Raw genomic sequence first — 21223 nt, 5'->3', positions numbered from 1 at the left:
CCGGGATCAGTCCGGGGCCTGCGGGTTTCGGATGTGGGTCGTATCGCCGTCGCGCCACCAGGCGACCTCGGCCGTACGCTGCACCGCACCGGAGAGCCGCACGCGCAGCTCATCGTGCACGATCAGGTCGCCGTCGTCCTCGGGCAGGCCGAACAGCTGCCGCAGCACCACACCCATCGGCTCGTTCGACCAGGTGCTCGCACGACCGGTGCCGATCACCTCGGCCGTGACGACTTCGGAGACCAGCGGCAGATCCAGCAGGGTCGCCAGGGCGGGCGCCGACTCCACCGCGCCCACCACCAGGCGTCGCGGCGGAATCGCCAGACCGAACCACGGCTGATCCAGCACCATCGCCTCGCCCGGATCCACCGTCTCACCCGACAAGGTCCGCACCAGGTCGGGAAGTTCGAGCTCGGCGAGGTCGAGATGTTCCTCCGCGGCCGCGAGCAGGGCGTGAGTGCGGGCTGCGACCTGCGGGGACGGGGTTTTCGCCGGGTCCGCCAATGCCGCGAGCAGGGCTTCGGCCAGCTCGGGGGTGATCGACGCGGGGTCGGCGAGGACCGCGCGCAGGGCGTCGATCTCGGCGCGGGCGAAACCGGGTGCGCTGAATTCGGGGAGCAGACCGGCGAATTCGGGTTCGCCGGGATGACGCAGAACGCCCAGCGGAGTGCCGTCGATGTGGGCGAAGCGACGCAGCCACCACGCCGTGTAGCCGTTCGGATCGGCCAGCAGCGGGCGGGTGCGCTCGCCTGTGGCCAGCTGACGCAGGGCTCGCGGCCAGGCGGCGTCGTCGACCAGATCCAGATCGCGCACGGCGATCAGTTCGGGCGGATCCTCGGACAGCCCTGCCCACCAGGCCTCTTCGTCCGGCAGATCGTGATCGGGTCCGGTCGGATCGGTCTCGCTGACGATCGCGAAATCCCAGCCGACACCCACCGCGCGTAAGGCCTCGGGACCGTGATCATCGACCAACCGCTGGTCGACCGTGCCGAACGGAGAATCGGCGACCAGCACCGCACGCAGTGGCGCACCGGGCAGCAACAGCTCGTCGGCTGGGCGCAATTCGCCCGTGTCATCCGGCAATTCGAGCAGGCCGAGCCAGGAGGGCAGCTGCGCCGGATCCGCCGTTGCGGCCAGCCGCAGCACCGCATCGGTGGTGTCGGGATCGCCCGGATGGTCCTCGAGTTCGGCGCGCAACCCGGGATCGGAGAGCAGATCGCGCGCCGTCGCCTGCCGCGCGCCCAACCGCGACAGCAGCGGATGCGCGGCCTCCGGATGAATCAATCGCGCCCAGTGCACCGGGATCGGCGCGGGCAGTTCGTCATCGAGAACGGCCGTGCGCGGGCCGGTGACCAGGCGCCCGTCGGCCAGCGGGACGGCGAGTGCACCGAGTTCCTCGACGGCGAGCGGATCGGTGACGTACGGCTCGAGCGCCGCGTACAGGTCGTGCCACCAGGACGGCGCCCGATCCAGTCCACCCGACAGCTCGGCCAAGCGGGCCAAACCGATTCGGTGCACGTCCAGCACGGACAGCGCTTCGGCATGCGGGCCACCCGAGAGTTCCGGGATCACCAAGGGGCCGAGGATATCGGCGAGGAGGGTGGCCAGTTCGGGGCTGAGATCGGGGAAGACGCTGGCTCGGGTCGGGACCGCGTCCGAGCCATCGGCCCGCAGCTCGCCGGGCAGATCGAATCGCTGCGCGGCGGCCGGATCGTCGTCGGCGAGGACGTCGTGATCGAGGCGCGGCGCGGCACCGGGACTCGGATTCCGACCCCGCTCCGGGGCCTCCCCGCCGACAGAAGTGGACCGGTCGGCATCGGGCAGGTCGGGTTCGCTGAAGGCTTCGAGCTCGGCACGCGAGGCGGGCGTAGGGCGGGATTCCTGGCCGGTGGGAGCGATGACCGGAAGCCAGGAGTGGGTCTGGAGTTCGCGGATGACGGCTTCGCGGAGCAGCCCGTCGGCCTCGCTGCGGGCGAACCCCGGGACGGGAACCAGCGTGAGACGATCGCGTGGCGGCAGGGCGCGCGCGAAATCCGCATAGCCGTCGGCCAGTTCCGTCACGTGCGCGCCGGGGAGCAGGCGGCGGCGGTCGGGTTGCATGGCGATATCGGCGATGAGCAGGGCCGGGAGCGACAACTCCTCGTCGGAGCGGGTCGGCGCGCGCAGGACGTCGGGCGCGACGCGCATCGGCCTGCCGTCGCGCACCGGCAACAGCCAGCGCGCGCGGGCGGTGCGGAACTGCCACCAGCGCTGGTCCAGATCAGGGCCGATGATTCGCAATTCCTGCAGATGGTGCACCGAATCGCTTGTGGTGCTGCTGAATTCGTCGCCGCCGACGCGGATGCCGCTGAGTGCGGGGAGCTCGAGAAGCAGGTCGGCGGCCTCGGATCGCATGGCGGCCAGCAAGGCCTGCGGGTCGACGTCATCGCGCAGTCGCAGTACGACCTCGGTATCGAAACCCGCGGCGGGCCCGGTGGAACTCGGCCACACCAACCGCAGTGCCGGCGGCCGCCAGTGATCACCGGCCGTGCGCCCGCTGTCGCCGGGCACCGCGATGACGTTCTGATGCAGTGCGTCCAGTGTCTCGGCGCGCGAGAAACGAAGGGAACCCGTGGTCGAGCGGATCTCGATCTCGTCGCTCACCGTCAGCACCGCCGTGAACCCGACACCGAACCGTCCCACGGTGGCCGCCGGATCGGACTTGCCCGACGCGCGCAACGCCGTCAGCGCATGAACGCCGGACAGGTCCAGCGGCGCACCGGTATTCGCGATATGCAGAGTTCCCTCGTCCGACCAGACCGCGAGCCGACCGGCAGTGCCCGCCTTCGCCGCGGCATCGGCGGCGTTCTGCGCCAACTCCGTCAGCAGCCGGTCGCGATACCCGGCCCGAACCAGATCGGCCTCGGTCGCCGCGTCCTCACGCAACCGCGTCGGCGAATCCCGCCAGGCCGCGAGCACACCGGCACGCAGGGACGCCGTATCGAACGGATCGTCCCCCGCCGGCCTCAGCTCAGCGCCGATGACCCGGACTCCGGCTGGGCGTCCGTGGCCGGGCGATCAGCGGCCCGCGCGGAATCGGAATCCCCAGTGCCATTGGACGATTCAGGTTGCGGAGCCGATGCGCTGGACCGCTCTGCCTCGGCGAGAGTCGAGGCGCCCCGGTCGACATCCGACCCGGCTGCTTCGGTCACCACGTCCGAGGAGCCGGACCCAGTGGCTACCTCCGCGTCCTCAGGAGCCTGCTCTGTCACAGCGCTGCCGGCAGCATGGTCTCCGGCACTTGCCTCGGCCTGCTCGGCCGAGGCCGAATCTCCGGAGGCCGCATCGCCCTCGCCGGTCGCGCGCAGCGATTCCGTCGGAACGAGGTCCACCGCGGCGTCGTCGTATGCCTCGTACAGCGGCGAGCCCGCACCGCTGGGCACCGTGACGTCGGAGTGCGCGCCGCACCCGTATTCGGTGTGCACGACATGTCCGTCGGCGCCCATCGCGTTACCGCAGACCCCGAACGCGGCACGCAGCGCACCGGCGAGCGGAAGATAGAAACCGCAGGTGCCGCAGGTCCCCGGCGCGGCCTTGGCCATCTCGGTATCGGGGCCGAACTCGGTGTACCAGCGCTGCGCGGCCTCCTCGCGGCCCTCGAGGCTGAGCACCTGGGAACGACCAAGACCCACCTGGTAGGCCACCTCGTCGACCTCGGGATCGCCGGTGGCGGTGTAGCCGGGGGCCAGGCGCGGGTCGTTCGGCGGCGGGGCCAGCAGATCGCCGGGAGCCAGATCGCCGGGGCGCACCCGCTGATCCCACGGCACGAATTCGGGCGCGATCAACGCGTCCGGGCCGGGCAGCAGGGCCGATTCGCTGACCGTCGGATGGTCCGCGCCCGGCGGGGCCGCCACCACGACCGCCCACTGCCAGCCGCGATAGCCGGCCAGGGTGGCCTCGAAGCGATGTGTTGCCGCGTTGTCGTCCTCGGCGGACACACCAAGATGCGCACCGACCCCGGATGGCTCCAGCTCGAGGAGCGCACGACGGGCAAGCTCGACGGCGTCGGCCAGGACGGGCCGCACGCCGGAGTCCGAAACAGAAACTGCGCTCACGGCCTACATTTTGCCGTATGGAGACCGATCGGCGTTCGCTGGCCGTCGCTGCCCTGCTCTGCCTGCTCACCTCGGCCGGGTGCGCGCGCGCCGATGACCCGGCAGATCAGGCGCCACACCTGGTCGTGGAGGTGCTCGGCACGGCCCCGCACGACCCGCGCGCCTTCACCCAGGGCTTGCAGATCGCCGACGGGGTGCTCTACGAGAGCACCGGGATGTCCGGCGATTCGGGTGTGCGCGCGGTCGACCGCGCCACCGGCGCCGAACTCGCCGCCGCCGAACTTCCGGCACCGCTGTTCGGTGAGGGCATCGCGGTCACCGACGACACACTCTGGCAGCTCACCTGGAAAGACGGCATCGCCTTCGCCCGCGACCCGGCCACGCTGGCCGAGCGCGGGCAGGTGTCCTACGAGGGCGAAGGATGGGGTCTGTGCGCCCGTGCCGGGCAGCTGGTGATGAGCGACGGCTCGGCCACGCTGACCTTCCGCGACCCGGTGACCTTCGCCCGCACCGGATCGGTCGACCTGAACGGCCGCGGATCGGCACGCCTGAACGAACTGGAGTGCGCGGCCGATGGCTCGGTCTACGCCAACAACTGGCCCACCGACGAAATCCTGCGCATCGACCCCGGCACCGGCGAGATCCTCGCCACCATCGACGCCTCCGGCCTGCTCCCGCCGCGCGAACGCGCCGGCACCGACGTCCTCAACGGCATCACCCAGATCCCCGGCACCGACCGCTTCCTACTCACCGGCAAGTACTGGCCAACCATGTTCGAGGTGCGTTTCGTCCCCGCCCCGTAGGCGAACCACGTCACTTTCGGCGGATTCGCCGGAGCGTGCGTGAACCTCACCGGCCGTTGTGCGCCAGAATTGACGTTGTGACTACTCCCAGCGATCCCCCCGGTCCCGATCGCGGTCGGTGGGACGGCGAAGAGTACCCACCGTACGAGCGGCACCCCGGTTTCGATCGATATCCGCCACCCAACGCGCCACGGCGACGTCGGCCGTTGCCGCCGCTACCGCCGGATCATCCAGGCACCATCCCGCCGCCGACCCGTCCGCTGACGGAGGTCGAGCGCGACCCGGGCCGCGGCCGGTTCACGCGGTCGATGCGCAAAGAACAGCCACGCCGGGTCGACGATCGTCGCCAGGAGGCGCCCGAGGACGAGGCCGCCCGCGTCGACGATCGCCGGGTCCCGCGCAAACTCACCGTCACACGGGTCGCCGCGCTGCGCGGTAAGGAGCTGACCGAGAAGGGGTTCGCCACCTTCCAGCGCGCGGCCAAGGCCGACGGCGCCGACAAGTCGGGTCTGACCGCGCTCACCTACGCGACGATGACGAACTTCGCCTTGGACGCCGCGATCGCGGTCGCCCTGGCCAACACGTTGTTCTTCGCCAGCGCGACCGCCGAGAGCAAGACCAAGGTCGCGCTGTACCTGCTGATCACCATCGCCCCGTTCGCGGTGATCGCGCCGCTGATCGGGCCCGCGCTGGACCGTTTGCAGCGGGGCCGCAGGCTCGCCCTCGCGTCATCGTTCGCGGTGCGCGCGGTGCTGGCGGTGGTGCTCATCGTCGACTTCGACACCTGGGCGTTGTATCCGCTCGCGCTGTGCATGATGGTGCTGAGCAAATCGTTCGCCGTGCTCAAGAGCGCGGTGACGCCGCGTGTACTGCCACCGGGGATAGATCTGGTCCGAACCAACTCCCGGCTGACGGTGTTCGGTCTGGTCGGCGGCACCATGGGCGCCGGCGCGATCGCCGCGCTCGCGGCCGCGGCCTTCGGCTCGACCGGCGCGCTGGTGCTCGCGGTCGCCATCGCCTGCGCGGGCACCTATCTGAGCCTGCGCATTCCGCGCTGGGTCGAGATCACCGAGGGCGAAGTGCCCGCCACCCTGAGCTATCACAGCGACGACCCCGATACCGAGGTCATCCCGTCCGGCAAGAAGTCCGCGGTGCCCGCCCGCAAACGCCGTCAACCGCTGGGCCGCTCGGTGGTGACCGGGCTCTGGGGCAACAGCAGTATCCGCGTGCTCACCGGCTTCCTCACCTTCTATGTGGCCTTCGTCGCCAAGGCCACCGAGCATCGTCCGGTGCAGCAGGCGGCCATGCTGGGTGTGGTCGGCGCAGCCGCCGCCATCGGCAATTTCGCCGGTAATGCCAGCGGCGCCAGGATCAAACTGGGCAGGCCCTCGCTCATCGTGGTCAACTGCACGGCCGCCTGCGCGGTGGTCGCGTTGTTCGCGGTCTTCGCCGACAATCTGCTCGGTGCGGCGGTGGCGGCGCTGGTCGCCGCCGGTGCCAGCGCGCTGGCCAAGGTGTCGCTGGACGCCTCGATCCAGGACGATCTGCCGCCGGAGTCGATCGCGTCCGGGTTCGGGCGTTCGGAGACCGTGCTCCAGCTCAGCTGGGTGGTCGGCGGCGCCGCCGGGGTACTGCTGCCGACCGACTACTGGAAGGGTTTCGCGGTGGTCTCGGTGATCTTGGTGGCGGGCCTGGTCCAGACTGTGGTGAGTTATCGCGGACATTCGCTGCTGCCGGGCCTCGGCGGCAATCGGCCCCAGCACGCCGAGCAGGTGGTACCGCACCACAGCACCGCCGACAGCCAAGGCAGCACCCGCCGCAACGGCCGGACCGCCGATATCAGACGAGGAGATCCCATCCGGTGAGCAAACCCAACGCCCGCACCATCGTCGCGCTGTTCACCGTCGGTGTACTCGTGCTGTCCGCCGCCTTCGTCGGTGTGCTGACGGTGCTCGTACGTAACGCCGACGAGCACGACCCGGAGATCACCGCGTACGCGCACGGCCGCACGGTCACCGTGCCGCCGTTCATGTACTGCACGGTGCGGATGGAGGACTGCCGCTACGGCGAGACCGTGAGCCTCGACGTGCCGCCGGGCTATCCCCTGCAACTGTCGCTGCCCAACGAGATCGCCGATGCGCCCTGGCTGATCCAGCAGGTGTACGCGCTGCCCTCGGGCGAGGAGATCGCCAAGGTGCGCAGGCACACCGAGTTCCCCGGCGGAGTGCGCGCGATCACCGTCGAGTCGCAGCCCGAACCGGACCTACGCCTGGTCGGGGTGGAGATGCAGCTGCCGATCCTCGCGCGCGACGAGACCGGCGCCGAGTTCTACGTGCCGCATGCGGCATGGTCGATCAGGACCGCCGAGTAAACACCCCCGAACAGCAGTACGGTCGCGAGCATCGAGGATGCCCGCGACCGTTCGCGTTCGCCCGGACTACGCCGCTCAGTGATCGAGTTCGCGGGCGACGGCCCGGACGACCTCGGAGATCCGCTGCGCGGTCTTGCGATCGGGGTACTTGCCCTTGCGCAGATCGGGCTGCACCTTGGCCTCGAGCAAGGTGATCATGTCCTCGACCATGCCGTGCAGCTCATCGGGGGAATGCCTGCGCGCGGCGGGCTCCTTGCGGGCGGCCCGCTCCTGCCCCTGACGCACCGACGGCGGAGCCTCGAGCAACTTGAGGCTCAGCGCCTGCGGCCCACGACGGCCCGCGGCCATCCCGAACTCCACGCGCTGCCCCGGTTTGAGGGTCTCGATGCCTTGGGGCAGCGCGGAAGAGCGGACGTAGACGTCCTCACCCTCGTCCTGGGAAAGGAAGCCGAAGCCCTTTTCGACGTCGTACCACTTCACCCTGCCGGTCGGCACTGCGCTCACCCGTTCATCATTCGAAACCCGGACCCTTGCGGCCCGGGCACATTTCCATCTTCGAAGCACCCGCGCGGCGGGGCCGCGATCAGGTCTTGCCCTTGTGCGAAAGAACGCGCCCCACAGGTATGCAGGACGCGCATTGCCGTCGAGTCTACCCCGGTGCCCTCCGCGTAAGCACATCAGTTTTACGGTGCAGCGGTGACGAACACTCCCTCGCAGCCGCCGCCGGGCCGTGCGCCGCGCCGGCGTGGTGACTGGTTGCTCCAGCTCGCGCTCGGTGTCTTCACGATCGGCCTACTGGCGATCGTCGCCATTTTCCTGACGCACATCCTCAGCGACTCGGCGCCGGGGCTGTGGCTGTATCTGCTGGCGATGCTCACGCCGATCGGCTTCGTCCTGGCGCTGGTGTTCACTCTGCGCTCCGGACGACGAGCCAGGTGACATCAACTAGTTACCCAGGGCAATCGTTACCCAATCCGGCCTGTGATCCTCATCACATAACGGCCAGATAACGGAACGTTCTTGCACCCGCCGCCCCCACCGCGCAACGCGCCTAGCTGCACAGAGGGGTCTATGCCCGCTCGAGACCGGCCCGAGACCCCCGCGTACACGCCGGTTACCAAATGGTGATTTTTCGCGAGGTTCGTCGTACCGTCTTACCCAGCCGGGACACCCGGCAACCAACCACCGGCCCGCCGCACCGAACCTCACCCCGCGGGTACCGGACCCCCGACGGAATTGAGGGGTGAGGGCGGGACGGACGACCTCTCAGTCCGAACCCGAGCGAGAGCGCCTCGCAGGTGCGTACGAGAGGAAGACGAACCCGATATGAGTGGACGCCATCGCAAGCCAACCTCCACCGGGCGCACCGTAGCCAAGGTCGCCGTCACCGGCGCCATCATGGGCACCGCAGGTGTGGCCTTCGCCGGAAACGCCAGCGCGGCACCCGACTCCGACTGGGATCGACTCGCGCAGTGTGAGGCCGGGGGTAACTGGGCGATCAACACCGGCAACGGTTACCAAGGCGGACTTCAGTTCTCTCCGAGCACCTGGAAGGCCCACGGTGGCGGCCAATACGCGGCCACCGCCGACCAGGCCACCCGCGAACAGCAGATCGCGGTCGCCGAGAAGGTGCTCGCCTCTCAGGGCTGGGGCGCGTGGCCCTCCTGCTCGGCCTCGCTCGGCCTGAGCAGCGCTCCCACCCCCCGTTCGACTCCCGCCGAGGCCGAGAGCCCGCGCTGGCAGCCGGCCCCGCAGCAGCAGGCCGCGCCGCAGCAGGCGGCCGCCGACAGCAGCCAGCAGGTCTTCGACGCCGTCGACCGCGCCATCGCGGTGGTGCAGGCGCAGGGCGTTCAGGTGCCGCAGCAGGCGCTGGATGTGTTCAACGCCGCCAAGGCCAACGGCACCAAGCTCGACCCGGCCGTCGTGAACTTCTTCGAGGCGAACAAGGGTCTGCTCCCCTCCTGACCCGAGTCTCTACGACTGTGGCCCCGCATCCGATCGGATGCGGGGCCACAGTCGTTGTTTCGGGGCCTCGGCCGTTTCCCGTGCGGCGGGGTAGGTTCCGAGGATGCGGCCGCGAATCGTATTCCGGCTCAGCTACACACCGGCACCGATACGCGGGCATGCGTCAGCGCCAGTGGAGCGAGGGGCATCGCCGGATGCGATGAACTACGACCGGAGCGGCGCCCACGATCCGTCGCCGGATGCGGGCGCGCGGCTCAGCGGTTGATAACGGTGTGCGGGTGCACGTACGGCAGCTTGTCGGCGGCCACCGGGAATTCGGTGTCCTCGCCGAACGGGGACAGGTTGCCGGAGCGCGAGGACGACAGCTCGGTCACCGCATGCTCACCGTCGGCCACCTGCGGCCAGCCGTTGTCGACATAAGGCTTCTTCGATTTGTTCACCACGCGCCCATTCTGGCATGTGACCGCCGCGAGCCGGCACATGGTCGGCGTGGAACCGGACACGTCGGGCGCTCACCCGCCTTGTCGGGACGAGGCAGCGGCACCCGCGAGACAACGGCACTTGCCCACAAGACACGACCCCGCCCGCAAAACAACGGCATCCACCCCACGAGACACCGACACCCGCCCGGCAGTGATGCGGCAACGCCCGGGCAGGAGTGCGGGCGGACACATACGGACCGCACAGCTGCATGGCCGACTGCACCGCTCCTGCTCCGGCGGCATCCGGCAGCGCATCGTAGGCTGAATCCGATGACCGGTACCGACTCTCTGGCCGACTGGCTCGGCGCCCGCAGCGATGCCGAGCTGGTGTCGCTGCTCGAGCTGCGGCCCGATCTGGCGGTGCCGCTGCCCTCCTCGATGACGGTGCTCGCCGCCCGCGCCGAACAGCGGGCCTCGGTGCTGCGCGCCGCCGACGAGCTCGACACCCTCGAGTTCGCCATCATCGAGACCCTGGCCGTGCGGGCCGCCTCGGCGCAGCCACCGTTGACCCGTCGCGAATTGAAGAAGCTGCTGCGCGACCGGGTGAAGGCCGCACCGGTCGACGCGGCGTTGCGGCGGCTCACCGAGCGAGCCCTGATCTGGTCCGACGGCGATGCCCTGCGCGTGGTTCCCGCCGCGGCGGAGGCGCTTCCGTGGCCGATGGGCAGCACCACCGAACTGCCGGACGCGCTGACCGAACCGGAGGTCACTGCCGCGCTGGCCGAGATCTCCCCCGCCGAACGGGCTTTGCTGGACAAGTTGGCCGCCACCGGTCCGCGCGGGCGCACCAAGGACGCCGCCCCCGGCACCCCGCCCGATCGTCCGGTGCAGCAGTTGCTGAGCCGGCGACTGCTGCGCCCACTGGATGCGGAGACCGTCGAACTGCCGCTCACCGTCGCCCAGGTGTTGCGCGGCGAGCCCGTCACCGATCCGCACGCGCTCACCCCGCCGGCGCCTGCCACCACCGCCCATGCGCCGGATGAGGTGAACGCGGTGTCCGCCGGTGAGGTCGGTGAACTGCTGCGCCACTGCGCGAGCGTGCTCGAGGTCCTCGGCCAGGCGCCGGCACCCGCCCTGCGCGCGGGCGGTCTCGGGGTGCGCGAGACCCGCCGGATCGCCAAGCACACCGGCACCGACGAACAGCGCACCGGCCTGCTGATCGAACTGCTGGCCGCCGCCAAGCTGATCGACCGCGGACTGCCGGATCCGCCGCCGGATATCGAGAGCACCGACGATTTCTGGGCCCCCACCCCCGCCGCCGACTCCTGGCTGGAAGCGCCACCGGCCCGGCGCTGGGTGACGCTGGCACAGGCCTGGCTGGAATCGGATCGGGTGCCGTGGATGATCGGCATGCGCGATGCCAACGACAAACCGCTGGCCGCTCTGGCCCATGAACTGCGCACCCCGCACGCGATCCGCGACCGGCGCGCGATGCTCGAGGTGCTGGCGGAGCTGCCCGCGGGCACCGCACTGGAACCGTCCGGCGCCGCGCGCCTGCTGGCCTGGCGGGCACCGCGCTGGCGCAGGCATTTCCGGCTCGAAGCGGTCGAGCGCACCTTCGGGGAGGCGGCGGCGCTCGGGATCATCGGTCGTGGCGCGCTGAGCGACCCCGGACGGGCCCTGCTGTCTGAGCAGCCCGACAGTGCCGGTGCGGCGGAAGCGGCGATGGAGCAGGCGCTGCCGGATCCGGTGGATCACGTCCTGGTGCAAGCGGATCTGACGGTGATCGCACCCGGTCCGCTCACCGCGGATCTGCAGAGCCGGATCGCACTTGTCGCCGATGTCGAATCAGCCGGCGCGGCCACCGTGTACCGGATCGGAGAGACCTCGGTGCGGCGGGCGCTCGACGCCGGGCTCACCGCCGCCGAACTACACGGGCTGTTCAGCAGGCACTCGCGCACCCCGATCCCGCAGGCCCTGACCTACCTGATCGACGATGTGGCGCGGCGCCACGGTCAGCTGCGGGCCGGCATGGCGCAGTCGTTCGTGCGCAGCGACGATCCGGCGCTGCTGACCCAGGTGCTGAACGCGCCGGTGGCCGCCGAGCTCGCCTTGCGCGCGATCGCCCCGACGGTCGCCATCTCGCAGGCCCCGCTGGGCGAACTGCTGGACCGGTTGCGGGCCGCGGGTTTCGCACCGGCCGGGGAGGATTCGGCGGGCATGATCGTGGATCTGCGGCGGCGCGGCGCGCGCATCGCGGTGCGCCCCCATGCGCGGCAGGCATATCGGCCGGTGCCGCCGAGCACCGAACAACTGGAACTGCTGGTGCGGGAACTGCGCGCCGGTGAGCGGGCGGCCGCGGCCCGGTCGACGCAGTCGGTGCGCCCCGACGGCACCCGCACCGGCACCGCCGCCACGCTGGCCCTGCTGCAACTGGCCGCGCGCGGGCGCCGGGCGGTGAACATCGGTTACGTCGACGCCGCGGGTACCGCCATTCAGCGGGTGGTCGAGCCGGTGCGGATCGGTAACGGTCAGCTCGACGCGGTGGATCCGGTCACCGGCGCGGTCCGGCACTTCACGCTGCACCGGATCGCGTCGGTCGCGCTGCTCGATTAGACGGGGCGGTCCAGTCCGTCCTGCTGGCTCGGGCCAGGTAGACGCAACGCGAGCTTCGCTGAAACGGATCGGTTCGTGGTCCCACCGAAAAAGCAAGGGCCGTGCCGGAATGGCACGGCCCCGCTCGAAGTGGCGCTGATCAGGCTTTGGGGTCGCCGAGGCAGAAGGTGGTCTTGGGATCGGCCACCGTGATGAACTTGTTGGCATCGGCGCCGCACAGCAGTTCGTCGACCTGACCGTCGATGCGCTGAATCACCCGGAAGCTGGCTTCGGGAGAGGCGCAATCGGCGAAGCTGTAGCCGGAGAGCATGCTGTCGGCGTAGCAGCTACCCTGCTTGAAATTGGGCGCAAGGCACAGGAACGCGGTGGTCCCGCCGTTGAGGGTCTCCTCGTAGGAGGTGTAGTCCTCGGCGCATTCGGTCTTGGTGTCATAGGTCTGGACGACCTTGTAGACGGCCTTGTCCGATGAGCAATCCACCGGCTCGGTCTCGGAGTCGACCGCCGAACTACTGATGACGTTGATGCACTCACCGACCTCGGATTTGGCCGTGTCGGACTTGCCCGCATCCTCGAACATCGAACATCCGGTCACCGCGACCGCCAGCGCGACCGCTGCGACGAAAGCGAGCATGATGCGCGCCAGCAGCCGCGTTCCTGGGAACTTCACGTGAAAACCTCTCTCACCGAAGCGTTCACTGGATCATGAACGCGCGGGTGAGGATACCCGCACGATCATGACGGGCGCATCTGGTCGACCGACGGAGACCGAGGTCAGTAGATGCTGGAGAAGCCGAGAATCGACAGGGCGAGGATGCTCGGGAGCAGTCGGCCGAGCATTTGGAAACCGAAATAATTCATCAGTAGTGCCTTCCACATTCCGCCCACGTAATGGACGTACGTCCAATCCGAACACTGAGTCGGTGCCGGACGGCGCGTTGTTACGCCCACCGAGTATGGACTGCCCGACCGATCGCCGCGACCGCTGCGATCACCCCGCCTGAGCTCAATATTCCTGCCCGCCAGTGACTCTGGTCACATGGTGGCGTGTGTGCGCCACTCAGGCCCTGAGGTCGCCGGGGAACAGGTACTCGTCCGGCGGCGGCGCGGCCTGATCGAGCCACGCGGCGAAGAAACCACTCAGATCGGTCGCGGACTTGGACTGGATGAAGTCGCGGAACTGGGGCATCGAGGCGTTGCCGTAGGCATTGACGGTGGCGAACTCGCGCAGCGCGGCGAAGAAGACGTCATCGCCGATGAGCTTGCGCAGCGCGTGCAGAAACAGCGGGCCCCGGTAGTAGACGGAGGTGAATTCGTTTCCGGCACCGGGGTTTTGCAGCGGGATTTCCCAGAAGTGCGGCATCGTCGAGGCCTGCGCCACGGTGTCGCGGTACATCGCGTCGACGTCGGCGCCTTCCATCCGCTCGGGCCACAGATAGTCGGCGGTGTAGCTGGCGAGGCATTCGTTGAGACAGATATCGGCCCAGCTGTACACCGAGACCGAATCGCCCCACCACTGGTGCGCGATCTCGTGCACCACGGTGTTCAGGTCCGTCCACGGCGCGTAGATCGGGCGGGTCTGGGTCTCCAGCGAGAACGACAGGTCCGCGTCGACGTAGATGCCACCGGATGTATCGAACGGATATGGGCCGTACAGGGATTCGGAGAAATCGAGGATCTCCGGCAGCCGCTGCTCGTGTTCGCGGTTGCCGGCGGCGCCGGGAGCGAAGGCGCTCAGCAGCGGGGTTCCGTCGGCGCGGCGCTGCTCGAGGTAGGTGAACTTGTCGATGGCGATGGTCGTCAGATAGCCGAGGATCGGCTGGCGCGCCTCCCAGCTCACCGTGCGCGAGCCGGCGCGGACCTCGTCGCGGGTCCGGATTCCGTTGGAGACCACGTCCCATTCGGCGGGCACGGTGGCGTGCAGGGTGAAGGTGGCCTTGTCGCGGGGAGTGTCGTTGAGCGGGTACCAGCTGGTGGCCGAATGCGGTTCACCGACGACGAAGGCGCCGCCGCTGGGGGCGAAGGTCCAGCCCGAACCCGCCGACTCCGCTGCCTGCCCCGCGTACTCGACCGTCACCGTGAACGGCAATCCGGGCAGCACCGGCAGCCAAGGACGCACAGTCAGTTCGTGTTCGCCGTTGCGGTCGAAACCGGCGGGGATGTTGTTCACCGTCACCCGCTGCACCGGCGGCCCGGCGAAATCCAGGTTGAACGAGGTGAGGGCCTGGGTGGCGGTGGCGTCGATGCGCGTGGAGCCGGTGAGCTGCTTGGCGAGAGGTTCATAGCCGATGCCGACCTCGTAATGGCGCACGTCGTAGCCGCCGTTGCCGTCCAGCGGGTAGTAGGGATCGCCGAGTCCTGGTGCGCCGGCCAGCGGATCGCCGGCGGACTGCGCGCCCGCCGGGCTCGCGAGCCCGAGCAGCAGCGCCACCGCCACCGCGACGGCCGATACGCCGGACAACCTCATACGAACCCACACCCCTCGTTCGACACCGCACCACCCGGCACCGGTGCACCGGCCCCGTTGGATGGTAGTCGCCTCAGCCGGAGGTTCCGCTCAACGCCACCGACGCGCCGAGCCCGACGATCATCGCGCCGCCCGCACCGCCGATCGCCTCCAACCGCCGCGGCGAGCGCGCGAACCAGTTGCGCGCGGCGGCCGCCGTCAGCGCCCACGCACTGTCACTGACCAAGGCGATCGCCAAGAACACGGTGCCGAGCACGAGGAACTGCACCGGCAGTGGCCCGGACGCCGGATCGGCGAAATGCGGGAGCACCGCCGCGAAGAAGACGATCGCCTTCGGATTGGTGATCCCGACGACGAAACTCTGCCGGAACACCCGCGAGTCGCCGAACCGGCCGACCTCACCGCCGATCGCGGCGCGCAGGCTCTTGCGTTCGCGGATGGCCTGGATCCCGAGATGGATCAGATAGAGCGCCCCGAAGACCTTCACCAGCGTCAACGCCATCGCCGAGGCGGTCAGCAGGGTGCCGAGGCCCACCGCTACCAGCACCAGGGCCACCTGAACCCCGGCGCAGTGCCCGAGCACCGAGATCAGTGCCGCGCGGCGGCCGAGCGCCAGTGCACGTCCGATGGTGAACAACACCCCGGGGCCGGGAATGACGACGATCACGGTGGCGGCGATGGCGAATGCCAGCAGGTTGGCAGCCGGAACCATGCGCTCAGTTTAAGTCCGGCGACCGGCTCAGGAGCCGAGATCGCCCGGCAGCTGCTGCGGATCCAGCAGCAAACGTTTGGCCGAGCTGCGGCGAACCTTGTCGGCCAGGGCGAGGTTGTCCGACAGCAGCCGCCACTCCACCTCGCTGATGGCGGCGCGGGCCCGTTCGATGACGTTGCCGTCGCGGGTCCCCCAGGCGATGGGCATGGCGTTGACCGCCTGGCGCAGTTCACCGACCGCCCGGGCGGCGTGATCGCCGCGCACGGCGACCGAGGGCACCCGCTCCCCCGCCTTGGCCTCATGTCCGGGCAGCGCCCGCACCTTGCGCACCACCAGCGCGTACCGGGTCTCGCTGGAGTCGGGGCGGGCGACGTTCACCAACGCGAGCAGCACCATCCCACTCGGGTAGGTGTGCGAGACGACGGCCGGTACCAGCTCACCCTCGGCATACAGCTTGTCGATGCGGGAGCGGCGCGGCGCCCACAGCGCCACCCACAGCGCGGTGACCGCGCCCAGCGCCGAGGCCACCGCAAGTAGATAGGACCAGGGATGGTTCAACCACACCAGATAGCCGGTGACGGCCGCCGCGACCGCGGCGGCGATCACCGCACTGATGCGCAACCGGCGCAGATCCGCGACAACTTCGTTGACCGCATGGGCATGGCTGCGGTCCACCACGAATTCGAAGCGTCGCACGTCTCATTCCTAGCACAGTTTGTGGAGGTGGTGCCTCCGCTTATCCGACGGCCGGCCCGAGCAAGTCGTCAGCATCGGTGATGCGATAGGCATACCCCTGTTCGGCCAGGAAACGCTGACGATGCGCCGCGTACTCCGCGTCGAGCGTGTCGCGCGCGACCACCGAATAGAAATGCGCCTGACCCCCGTCCTGCTTGGGACGCAGCAGCCGGCCGAGTCGCTGCGCCTCCTCCTGCCTGGACCCGAAAGTACCCGAAACCTGCACCGCGACCGAGGCTTCGGGCAGGTCGATGGAGAAGTTGGCGACCTTGCTCACCACCAGCACCGGGATCTCGCCGCGCCGGAAGGCGTCGAAAAGCGCTTCGCGCTCTTTGTTTCTCGTCGATCCCTGGATGATCGGCGCGTCCAGCGCCGCGCCCAGTTCTTCCAGCTGTTCGAGATAGGCGCCGATCACCAGCGTCGGCGCGTCCTTGTGCCTGGCCAGGATGGATTCGACGACGGCGATCTTGGTGTGCGCGGTGGAGCAGAGTTTGTAGCGTTCCTCGGGTTCGGCGGTGGCGTAGGCCATGCGCTCGGCATCGGTGAGCGTCACGCGCACCTCGATGCAATCGGCTGGTGCGATCCAGCCCTGCGCCTCGATGTCCTTCCACGGCGCGTCATAGCGTTTCGGGCCGATCAGCGAGAACACATCGCCCTCGCGGCCGTCCTCACGCACCAGGGTGGCGGTGAGCCCCAGCCGACGACGCGATTGCAGGTCGGCCGTCATCCGGAACACCGGGGCGGGCAGCAGATGGACCTCGTCGTAGATGACCAGGCCCCAATCGCGGCTGTCGAACAGTTCCAGATGCTTGTACTCGCCCTTGGTACGCCGGGTGATCACCTGGTAGGTGGCGATGGTGACCGGCCGGATCTCCTTGCGTTCACCGGAGTACTCGCCGATCTCGTCCTCGGTGAGCGAGGTGCGCGCCAGCAGCTCGCGCCGCCACTGCCGCCCGGCCACGGTATTGGTGACCAGGATCAGCGTGGTGGCCTTCGCGCGCGCCATGGCCGCGGCACCGACCATGGTCTTGCCCGCACCACACGGCAGCACCACCACACCCGAGCCACCGGCCCAGAACGAATCGGCCGCCATCTCCTGGTAGTCGCGCAGATGCCAGGCACCGCCGGTGTAATCGAGATCGATCGGATGCGCCTCGCCGTCGACGTATCCGGCCAGATCCTCGGCGGGCCAGCCGATCTTGAGCAACATCTGCTTGATGTGGCCGCGTTCGGACGGATGCACGATCACCGTGTCGTCGTCGATGCGTTCACCGAGCATCGGTGCGATCTTCTTGTGCCGCAGCACCTCCTCCAGCACCGCGCGATCCAGGCTCACCAGGGTGAGCCCGTGCGCTGGATGCTTCACCAGCTGCAACCGGCCGTACCTGGCCATGGTGTCGACGATGTCGACCAGCAGCGGCTGCGGCACCGCGTAGCGGGAGAAATTGACCAGCGCGTCGACCACCTGCTCGGCGTCGTGCCCGGCGGCGCGGGCATTCCACAGGGCCAGCGGGGTGACCCGGTAGGTGTGCACATGCTCGGGCGCGCGCTCCAACTCGGCGAAGGGCGCGATGGCCTGACGCGCCGCGTCGGCCAGTTCGTGATCGACCTCGAGCAGCAGCGTCTTGTCACTCTGAACGATTAGTGGACCTTCGGCCACCGGTGCCTCCTGTGATCTGCTCCCACCCATTGTTCCCGAACCCACCGACACACCCCCGCGACGACGGTACTCCCTGCTCATCGACGGTGAGCGGACCACCGGCGGCCAACTGGACCGAGACGTACGGGCGCCACGCACGCGAAGATCGACCACATGATCGAGATCGCTGCGATGACGGGTGTGGCGGCGGCCGCGCTCGGCATGGTGCTCACCCCCGGACCCAACATGATGTATCTGGTCTCGCGGACCGTGTCGCAGGGCAGGCGCGCCGGGCTGGTGTCGCTGACCGGCGTCGCGGCCGGGTTCGGGGTGTACCTGCTGGCCGCGGTCGCGGGCATCACGGCGGTGTTCGCGGTGGTCCCCGGCTTGTACCTGGCGTTGAAGCTGGCCGGCGCCGCCTACCTGCTGTGGCTGGCCTGGCAGGCGCTGCGCCCCGGCGGTGTGTCGGTATTCACGCCGGCCGCGCTGCCCGCCGATCCGGTCCGGCGGCTGTTCACCATGGGCCTGGTCACCAATCTGCTGAATCCGAAGATCGCGATCATGTACATGGCGCTCATCCCGCAGTTCGTGCATCCCGGCCCGACGCCGGTCTGGGTGCAGAGCCTGTGCCTCGGCGCGATCCAGATCAGCGTCGCGTTGACGGTCAACGCGCTGATCGTGCTCGGCGCCGGGCAGGTCGCCGCGTTCTTCACCGCACGGCCGGTCTGGGTGCGGATACAGCGCTACGTCATGGGGAGCGCGCTGGCCGGGATCGCAGCCGTCGTGGCCACCGATCGGGCGCGGCCGGTCGCGGCCTGATCCGGACGCGTTCGGCGTCAGCCGATGGGCGCGCCGACGCGTAACCGACGCACGCCTTCATCCAGGGTCTCGTCGCGCTTGCAGAAAGTGAAGCGCACCAGATGCTTCCACTGCTCGGGATGGTCGGTGAACACGCTGACCGGAACCGCGACCACGCCGAGCCGGGTGGGCAGCTCGCGGCAGAATGCGAGGCCGTCGGTGGCGCCGAAGGGGCGGATATCGCCGCAGACGAAATAGCCGCCGGCACTGGAGTAGACGTGGAAGCCGGTGTCGGCCAAGGCCGAGGACAGCCGTAACCGCCGGTCCGACAGCGAACTGCGCAGTGCGGCGACCCACTCGAGTTCCTCGGTGAGCGCGTGCGCGACGGCGGGCTGGAACGGGCCGCCCGCCACGAACGTCATGAACTGCTTGGCGGCGAGCACTCCGTCGATCAATTCCGGTGCGGCACAGACCCAGCCCGTCTTCCACCCGGTGACGCTGAACGTCTTGGCCGCACTCGACACCACGAGTGTGCGCTGCCGCATCCCCGGCAGAGTGGCCAGGCTGATGTGCTCGGCGTCGTCGAAGACCAGGTGTTCATAGACTTCGTCGGCCAGCACCAGCAGATCGTGCTCGCAGGCGAGTTCCGCGATGGCGGTGAGGTCGTGTCGATCGAGCACGGCGCCGGTGGGGTTGTGCGGCGAGTTCACCATGATCATCCGGGTTTTCGAGGTGATCGCGGCACGCAGACTGTCCAGGTCCAGCACGAATCGGTCGCCGTCGGCGACGAGCCTGGCGGTGCGCCGCTGCGCGCCCGCGAGCGCAACGGCAGCGGCATAGGAGTCGTAGTAGGGCTCGATCAGCACCACTTCCTGGCCTGGCTCCACCAGGCCGAGCACCGCCGCACTGATCGCCTCGGTCGCGCCGACGGTGACCAGGACCTCGGATTCCGGGTCGTATTCGGTGCCGTAGCGGCGTGCCCGGTCGGCCGCGACGGCCCTGCGCAGCACCGGCATGCCCCGGCCCGGCGGGTATTGGTTGAGACCGTCGGCGATGGCCTGCCTTGCCAGCTCGAGCATGCCCGCGGGGCCGTCGGAATCGGGGAAGCCCTGGCCGAGGTTGATCGCGTCGTGCCGGACCGCGAGTTCGGTCATCTCGGCGAAGATCGTGGCGCCGAAGGGCCGCAGGCGGGCGACGGTCGCTGGTTGCTGGCGCATATCGCCGAGCCTAGAGCGCGGCGAAATCCCGCCAGAATTAGCCCGCGAATCGCTAGCGTTGCCACGAGATAGCGAACAGCTATGTTTCACATTTATTTTTCGACTTCTACCTGCATGGTTGTGCGTTGTCCCATAGGCAGCTAGCCTCGCCGTGTTCTATTTCACAGCCCGCTGCGGCGGGTATCTCGAAAGGGGCGTCTATGGCCTCATACCTCGACCTGATAGCGAATCCGGCCGCGTCGGAGGTCGCCGGATTCCTATTGGGTCAGCTTCGCGACGTAGCCCATGACCTGATCGCGGGCTTCGGCTCCTCGACCCCCGACTGGGGTCTTGGTTCGTCGACCGGCGATCACAGCACCGGTTCCTCGACCGGCGACTGGTTCACCGGCTCGGCTACGCCGTAGCGCAGAACCCGTCGGGCCGGGATGCGCGGCCCGGTCCGGCGGGGGCGCTCGCCCGCTCAGCCGACGCGGATGCCCCCGAGTTTGTCCGGATTGGCGATATCGTAAGTGCCCCAAACCAATCCATCGCGCACCGTGAATCCGACCACCCGCCGCGGTGTCCCCGGATAGCGGCCCTCCCCCGCCTGCTCCGGCACCAGCGCTCCCAGCTGGCCGTTGACCGCGACGATCTCCATGCTGCGCAGCAAGTCCTCCCCGACCTCGGCCATGCCGTACTTGTGCAGCAGCCCGACGAAGAACCTGGCGATCTTGTCCGCTCCGTGCAGCACATTGACCGCCGTCGACGTGGTGCCGTTGGCGTCGCCGATCATCACCGCGTCCGGATGCAGCGCTGCCGTCACCGCCTGCACATCACCCGTCATCAGCGCCTCGAGCAGGCGCTGCACCGCGGCGGCATGATCGTCGTCGGCGACCGGCTCCGGAGCCCGCGACACCGACTTGCGAGCGCGCACGGCCAGCTGACGGGCCGCGTCCGGGGTGATCTCCAGAATGTCGGCGATCTCGTCGAAGGGCACCGAAAGCCCGTCGTGCAGTACGAACGCCACCCGCTGGGCCGGAGTCAGCGAATCCAGCACCACCATGGCGGCGAACCGGAATTCCTGCCTGCGCACCACCGCTTCCAGCGGATCGGGCGTGCTCGACGCGCCGACCGCGGTGACCACCGGCTCCGGCAGCCACTGCCCCACATAGCTTTCCCGCCGGGCGGCCGCGCTGCGCAAGCGGTCCAGGCAGATTCGGCTCACCACCGTCGTCAGCCAGGCCCGCAGGTCCTCGATCTCGGACTGCCTGGCACCGGCCAGCCGCAGCCAGCTCTCCTGCACCGCGTCCTCGGCATCGGCCACACTGCCGGTCAATCGGTAGCCGACCGACAGCAGATGCGACCGATGCGATTCGAACAGGTCTGCGAGCAATGCGGCTACCACCAG

At 69.2% G+C, this 21223-nt stretch carries 19 protein-coding genes; 8 read left to right on the top strand and 11 right to left on the bottom strand.

All coding sequences use genetic code 11. From position 1 onward, the window contains the following. Window positions 1-6: 6 nt before the first annotated feature. Complete coding sequence (locus tag AC4HOU_RS14055) at window positions 7-2958, bottom strand: sacsin N-terminal ATP-binding-like domain-containing protein (RefSeq protein ID WP_490724595.1); 2952 nt, start codon at window positions 2956-2958, stop codon at window positions 7-9. A gap of 47 nt (window positions 2959-3005) precedes the next feature. After that, window positions 3006-4064, bottom strand: coding sequence for a DUF3027 domain-containing protein (locus AC4HOU_RS14050; RefSeq protein WP_490724670.1), 1059 nt, complete (start codon window positions 4062-4064; stop codon window positions 3006-3008). A gap of 47 nt (window positions 4065-4111) precedes the next feature. Between AC4HOU_RS14050 and AC4HOU_RS14045 the strand changes: the two genes are divergently transcribed. From AC4HOU_RS14045 to AC4HOU_RS14035, 3 genes are all read left to right on the top strand, one after another. Next, a complete protein-coding gene (locus AC4HOU_RS14045) occupies window positions 4112-4897 on the top strand; it encodes a glutaminyl-peptide cyclotransferase (protein WP_490724594.1) in 786 nt (261 codons plus the stop codon). A gap of 77 nt (window positions 4898-4974) precedes the next feature. Beyond that, window positions 4975-6762, top strand: coding sequence for an MFS transporter (locus tag AC4HOU_RS14040; RefSeq protein WP_195006937.1), 1788 nt, complete (start codon window positions 4975-4977; stop codon window positions 6760-6762). Further along, entirely contained in the window at window positions 6759-7268 is a 510-nt protein-coding gene (locus AC4HOU_RS14035; protein ID WP_490724593.1) for a DUF2771 domain-containing protein, read from the top strand. The genes AC4HOU_RS14040 and AC4HOU_RS14035 overlap by 4 nt, the downstream gene beginning before the upstream one ends. 75 nt (window positions 7269-7343) lie before the next feature. Here AC4HOU_RS14035 and AC4HOU_RS14030 read toward each other — a convergent pair whose 3' ends face one another. Further along, the gene (locus AC4HOU_RS14030; RefSeq protein WP_171048022.1) at window positions 7344-7763 is read right to left on the bottom strand and encodes a cold-shock protein; all 420 of its coding nucleotides are present in this window, start codon (window positions 7761-7763) and stop codon (window positions 7344-7346) included. Window positions 7764-7964: 201 nt separating this feature from the next. Between AC4HOU_RS14030 and AC4HOU_RS14025 the strand changes: the two genes are divergently transcribed. Then, window positions 7965-8207, top strand: a complete 243-nt coding sequence (locus AC4HOU_RS14025; RefSeq protein ID WP_163814247.1) for a hypothetical protein — start codon at window positions 7965-7967, stop codon at window positions 8205-8207. 387 nt (window positions 8208-8594) lie between these two features. Beyond that, window positions 8595-9233, top strand: a complete 639-nt coding sequence (locus tag AC4HOU_RS14020) for a resuscitation-promoting factor Rpf1 domain-containing protein (RefSeq protein WP_490724592.1) — start codon at window positions 8595-8597, stop codon at window positions 9231-9233. Window positions 9234-9487: 254 nt separating this feature from the next. Here the strand turns inward: AC4HOU_RS14020 and AC4HOU_RS14015 are convergent, their stop codons facing one another. Beyond that, window positions 9488-9676: a hypothetical protein gene (locus AC4HOU_RS14015; RefSeq protein ID WP_163814245.1), complete on the bottom strand. Its 189-nt coding sequence runs from the start codon at window positions 9674-9676 to the stop codon at window positions 9488-9490. Between the two features lie 309 nt (window positions 9677-9985). Between AC4HOU_RS14015 and AC4HOU_RS14010 the strand changes: the two genes are divergently transcribed. Beyond that, window positions 9986-12271, top strand: a complete 2286-nt coding sequence (locus tag AC4HOU_RS14010; protein WP_490724591.1) for a helicase-associated domain-containing protein — start codon at window positions 9986-9988, stop codon at window positions 12269-12271. 139 nt (window positions 12272-12410) lie between these two features. Here AC4HOU_RS14010 and AC4HOU_RS14005 read toward each other — a convergent pair whose 3' ends face one another. The 5 genes from AC4HOU_RS14005 to AC4HOU_RS13985 all read right to left on the bottom strand — a co-directional run bounded on the left by AC4HOU_RS14005 (window position 12411) and on the right by AC4HOU_RS13985 (window position 17842). Beyond that, window positions 12411-12938 carry an LppU/SCO3897 family protein gene (locus tag AC4HOU_RS14005; protein WP_163814243.1) on the bottom strand — a complete coding sequence of 176 codons (528 nt, stop codon included), beginning with the start codon at window positions 12936-12938 and terminating at the stop codon, window positions 12411-12413. Between the two features lie 390 nt (window positions 12939-13328). Further along, a complete protein-coding gene (locus AC4HOU_RS14000) occupies window positions 13329-14735 on the bottom strand; it encodes a M1 family metallopeptidase (protein ID WP_490724590.1) in 1407 nt (468 codons plus the stop codon). Window positions 14736-14808: 73 nt separating this feature from the next. Beyond that, window positions 14809-15447, bottom strand: a complete 639-nt coding sequence (locus AC4HOU_RS13995; RefSeq protein WP_490724589.1) for a LysE family translocator — start codon at window positions 15445-15447, stop codon at window positions 14809-14811. Between the two features lie 27 nt (window positions 15448-15474). Further along, complete coding sequence (locus AC4HOU_RS13990) at window positions 15475-16143, bottom strand: DUF3239 domain-containing protein (RefSeq protein WP_194990885.1); 669 nt, start codon at window positions 16141-16143, stop codon at window positions 15475-15477. Between the two features lie 40 nt (window positions 16144-16183). Further along, window positions 16184-17842, bottom strand: a complete 1659-nt coding sequence (locus AC4HOU_RS13985) for a DNA repair helicase XPB (RefSeq protein WP_163814239.1) — start codon at window positions 17840-17842, stop codon at window positions 16184-16186. 153 nt (window positions 17843-17995) lie between these two features. On the opposite strand from AC4HOU_RS13985, the gene AC4HOU_RS13980 reads away from it, so the two are divergent. Further along, window positions 17996-18640, top strand: a complete 645-nt coding sequence (locus AC4HOU_RS13980) for a LysE family translocator (protein WP_194990886.1) — start codon at window positions 17996-17998, stop codon at window positions 18638-18640. A 17-nt stretch (window positions 18641-18657) separates the two neighbouring features. On the opposite strand, the gene AC4HOU_RS13975 is transcribed toward AC4HOU_RS13980, so the two are convergent. Further along, window positions 18658-19836, bottom strand: coding sequence for a pyridoxal phosphate-dependent aminotransferase (locus tag AC4HOU_RS13975; protein WP_490724588.1), 1179 nt, complete (start codon window positions 19834-19836; stop codon window positions 18658-18660). Between the two features lie 200 nt (window positions 19837-20036). On the opposite strand from AC4HOU_RS13975, the gene AC4HOU_RS13970 reads away from it, so the two are divergent. Beyond that, a complete protein-coding gene (locus AC4HOU_RS13970; RefSeq protein WP_138446200.1) occupies window positions 20037-20240 on the top strand; it encodes a hypothetical protein in 204 nt (67 codons plus the stop codon). 56 nt (window positions 20241-20296) lie between these two features. On the opposite strand, the gene AC4HOU_RS13965 is transcribed toward AC4HOU_RS13970, so the two are convergent. After that, complete coding sequence (locus tag AC4HOU_RS13965) at window positions 20297-21220, bottom strand: sigma-70 family RNA polymerase sigma factor (protein WP_490724587.1); 924 nt, start codon at window positions 21218-21220, stop codon at window positions 20297-20299. Window positions 21221-21223 lie beyond the last annotated feature (3 nt).

The sequence above is a fragment of the Nocardia sp. JCM 38205 genome, assembly GCF_058222935.1.
This window is presented reverse-complemented; position numbering and strand designations above follow the sequence as displayed.

Coding starts and splice junctions, on each gene's coding strand:
- AC4HOU_RS13995 (WP_490724589.1), bottom strand. CDS start 15,447: ATGGTTCCGGCTGCCAACCTGCTGGCATTCGCCATCGCCGCCACCGTG.
- AC4HOU_RS13980 (WP_194990886.1), top strand. CDS start 17,996: ATGATCGAGATCGCTGCGATGACGGGTGTGGCGGCGGCCGCGCTCGGC.
- AC4HOU_RS13970 (WP_138446200.1), top strand. CDS start 20,037: ATGGCCTCATACCTCGACCTGATAGCGAATCCGGCCGCGTCGGAGGTC.
- AC4HOU_RS13975 (WP_490724588.1), bottom strand. CDS start 19,836: ATGCGCCAGCAACCAGCGACCGTCGCCCGCCTGCGGCCCTTCGGCGCC.
- AC4HOU_RS14020 (WP_490724592.1), top strand. CDS start 8,595: ATGAGTGGACGCCATCGCAAGCCAACCTCCACCGGGCGCACCGTAGCC.
- AC4HOU_RS14045 (WP_490724594.1), top strand. CDS start 4,112: ATGGAGACCGATCGGCGTTCGCTGGCCGTCGCTGCCCTGCTCTGCCTG.
- AC4HOU_RS14010 (WP_490724591.1), top strand. CDS start 9,986: ATGACCGGTACCGACTCTCTGGCCGACTGGCTCGGCGCCCGCAGCGAT.
- AC4HOU_RS14000 (WP_490724590.1), bottom strand. CDS start 14,735: ATGAGGTTGTCCGGCGTATCGGCCGTCGCGGTGGCGGTGGCGCTGCTG.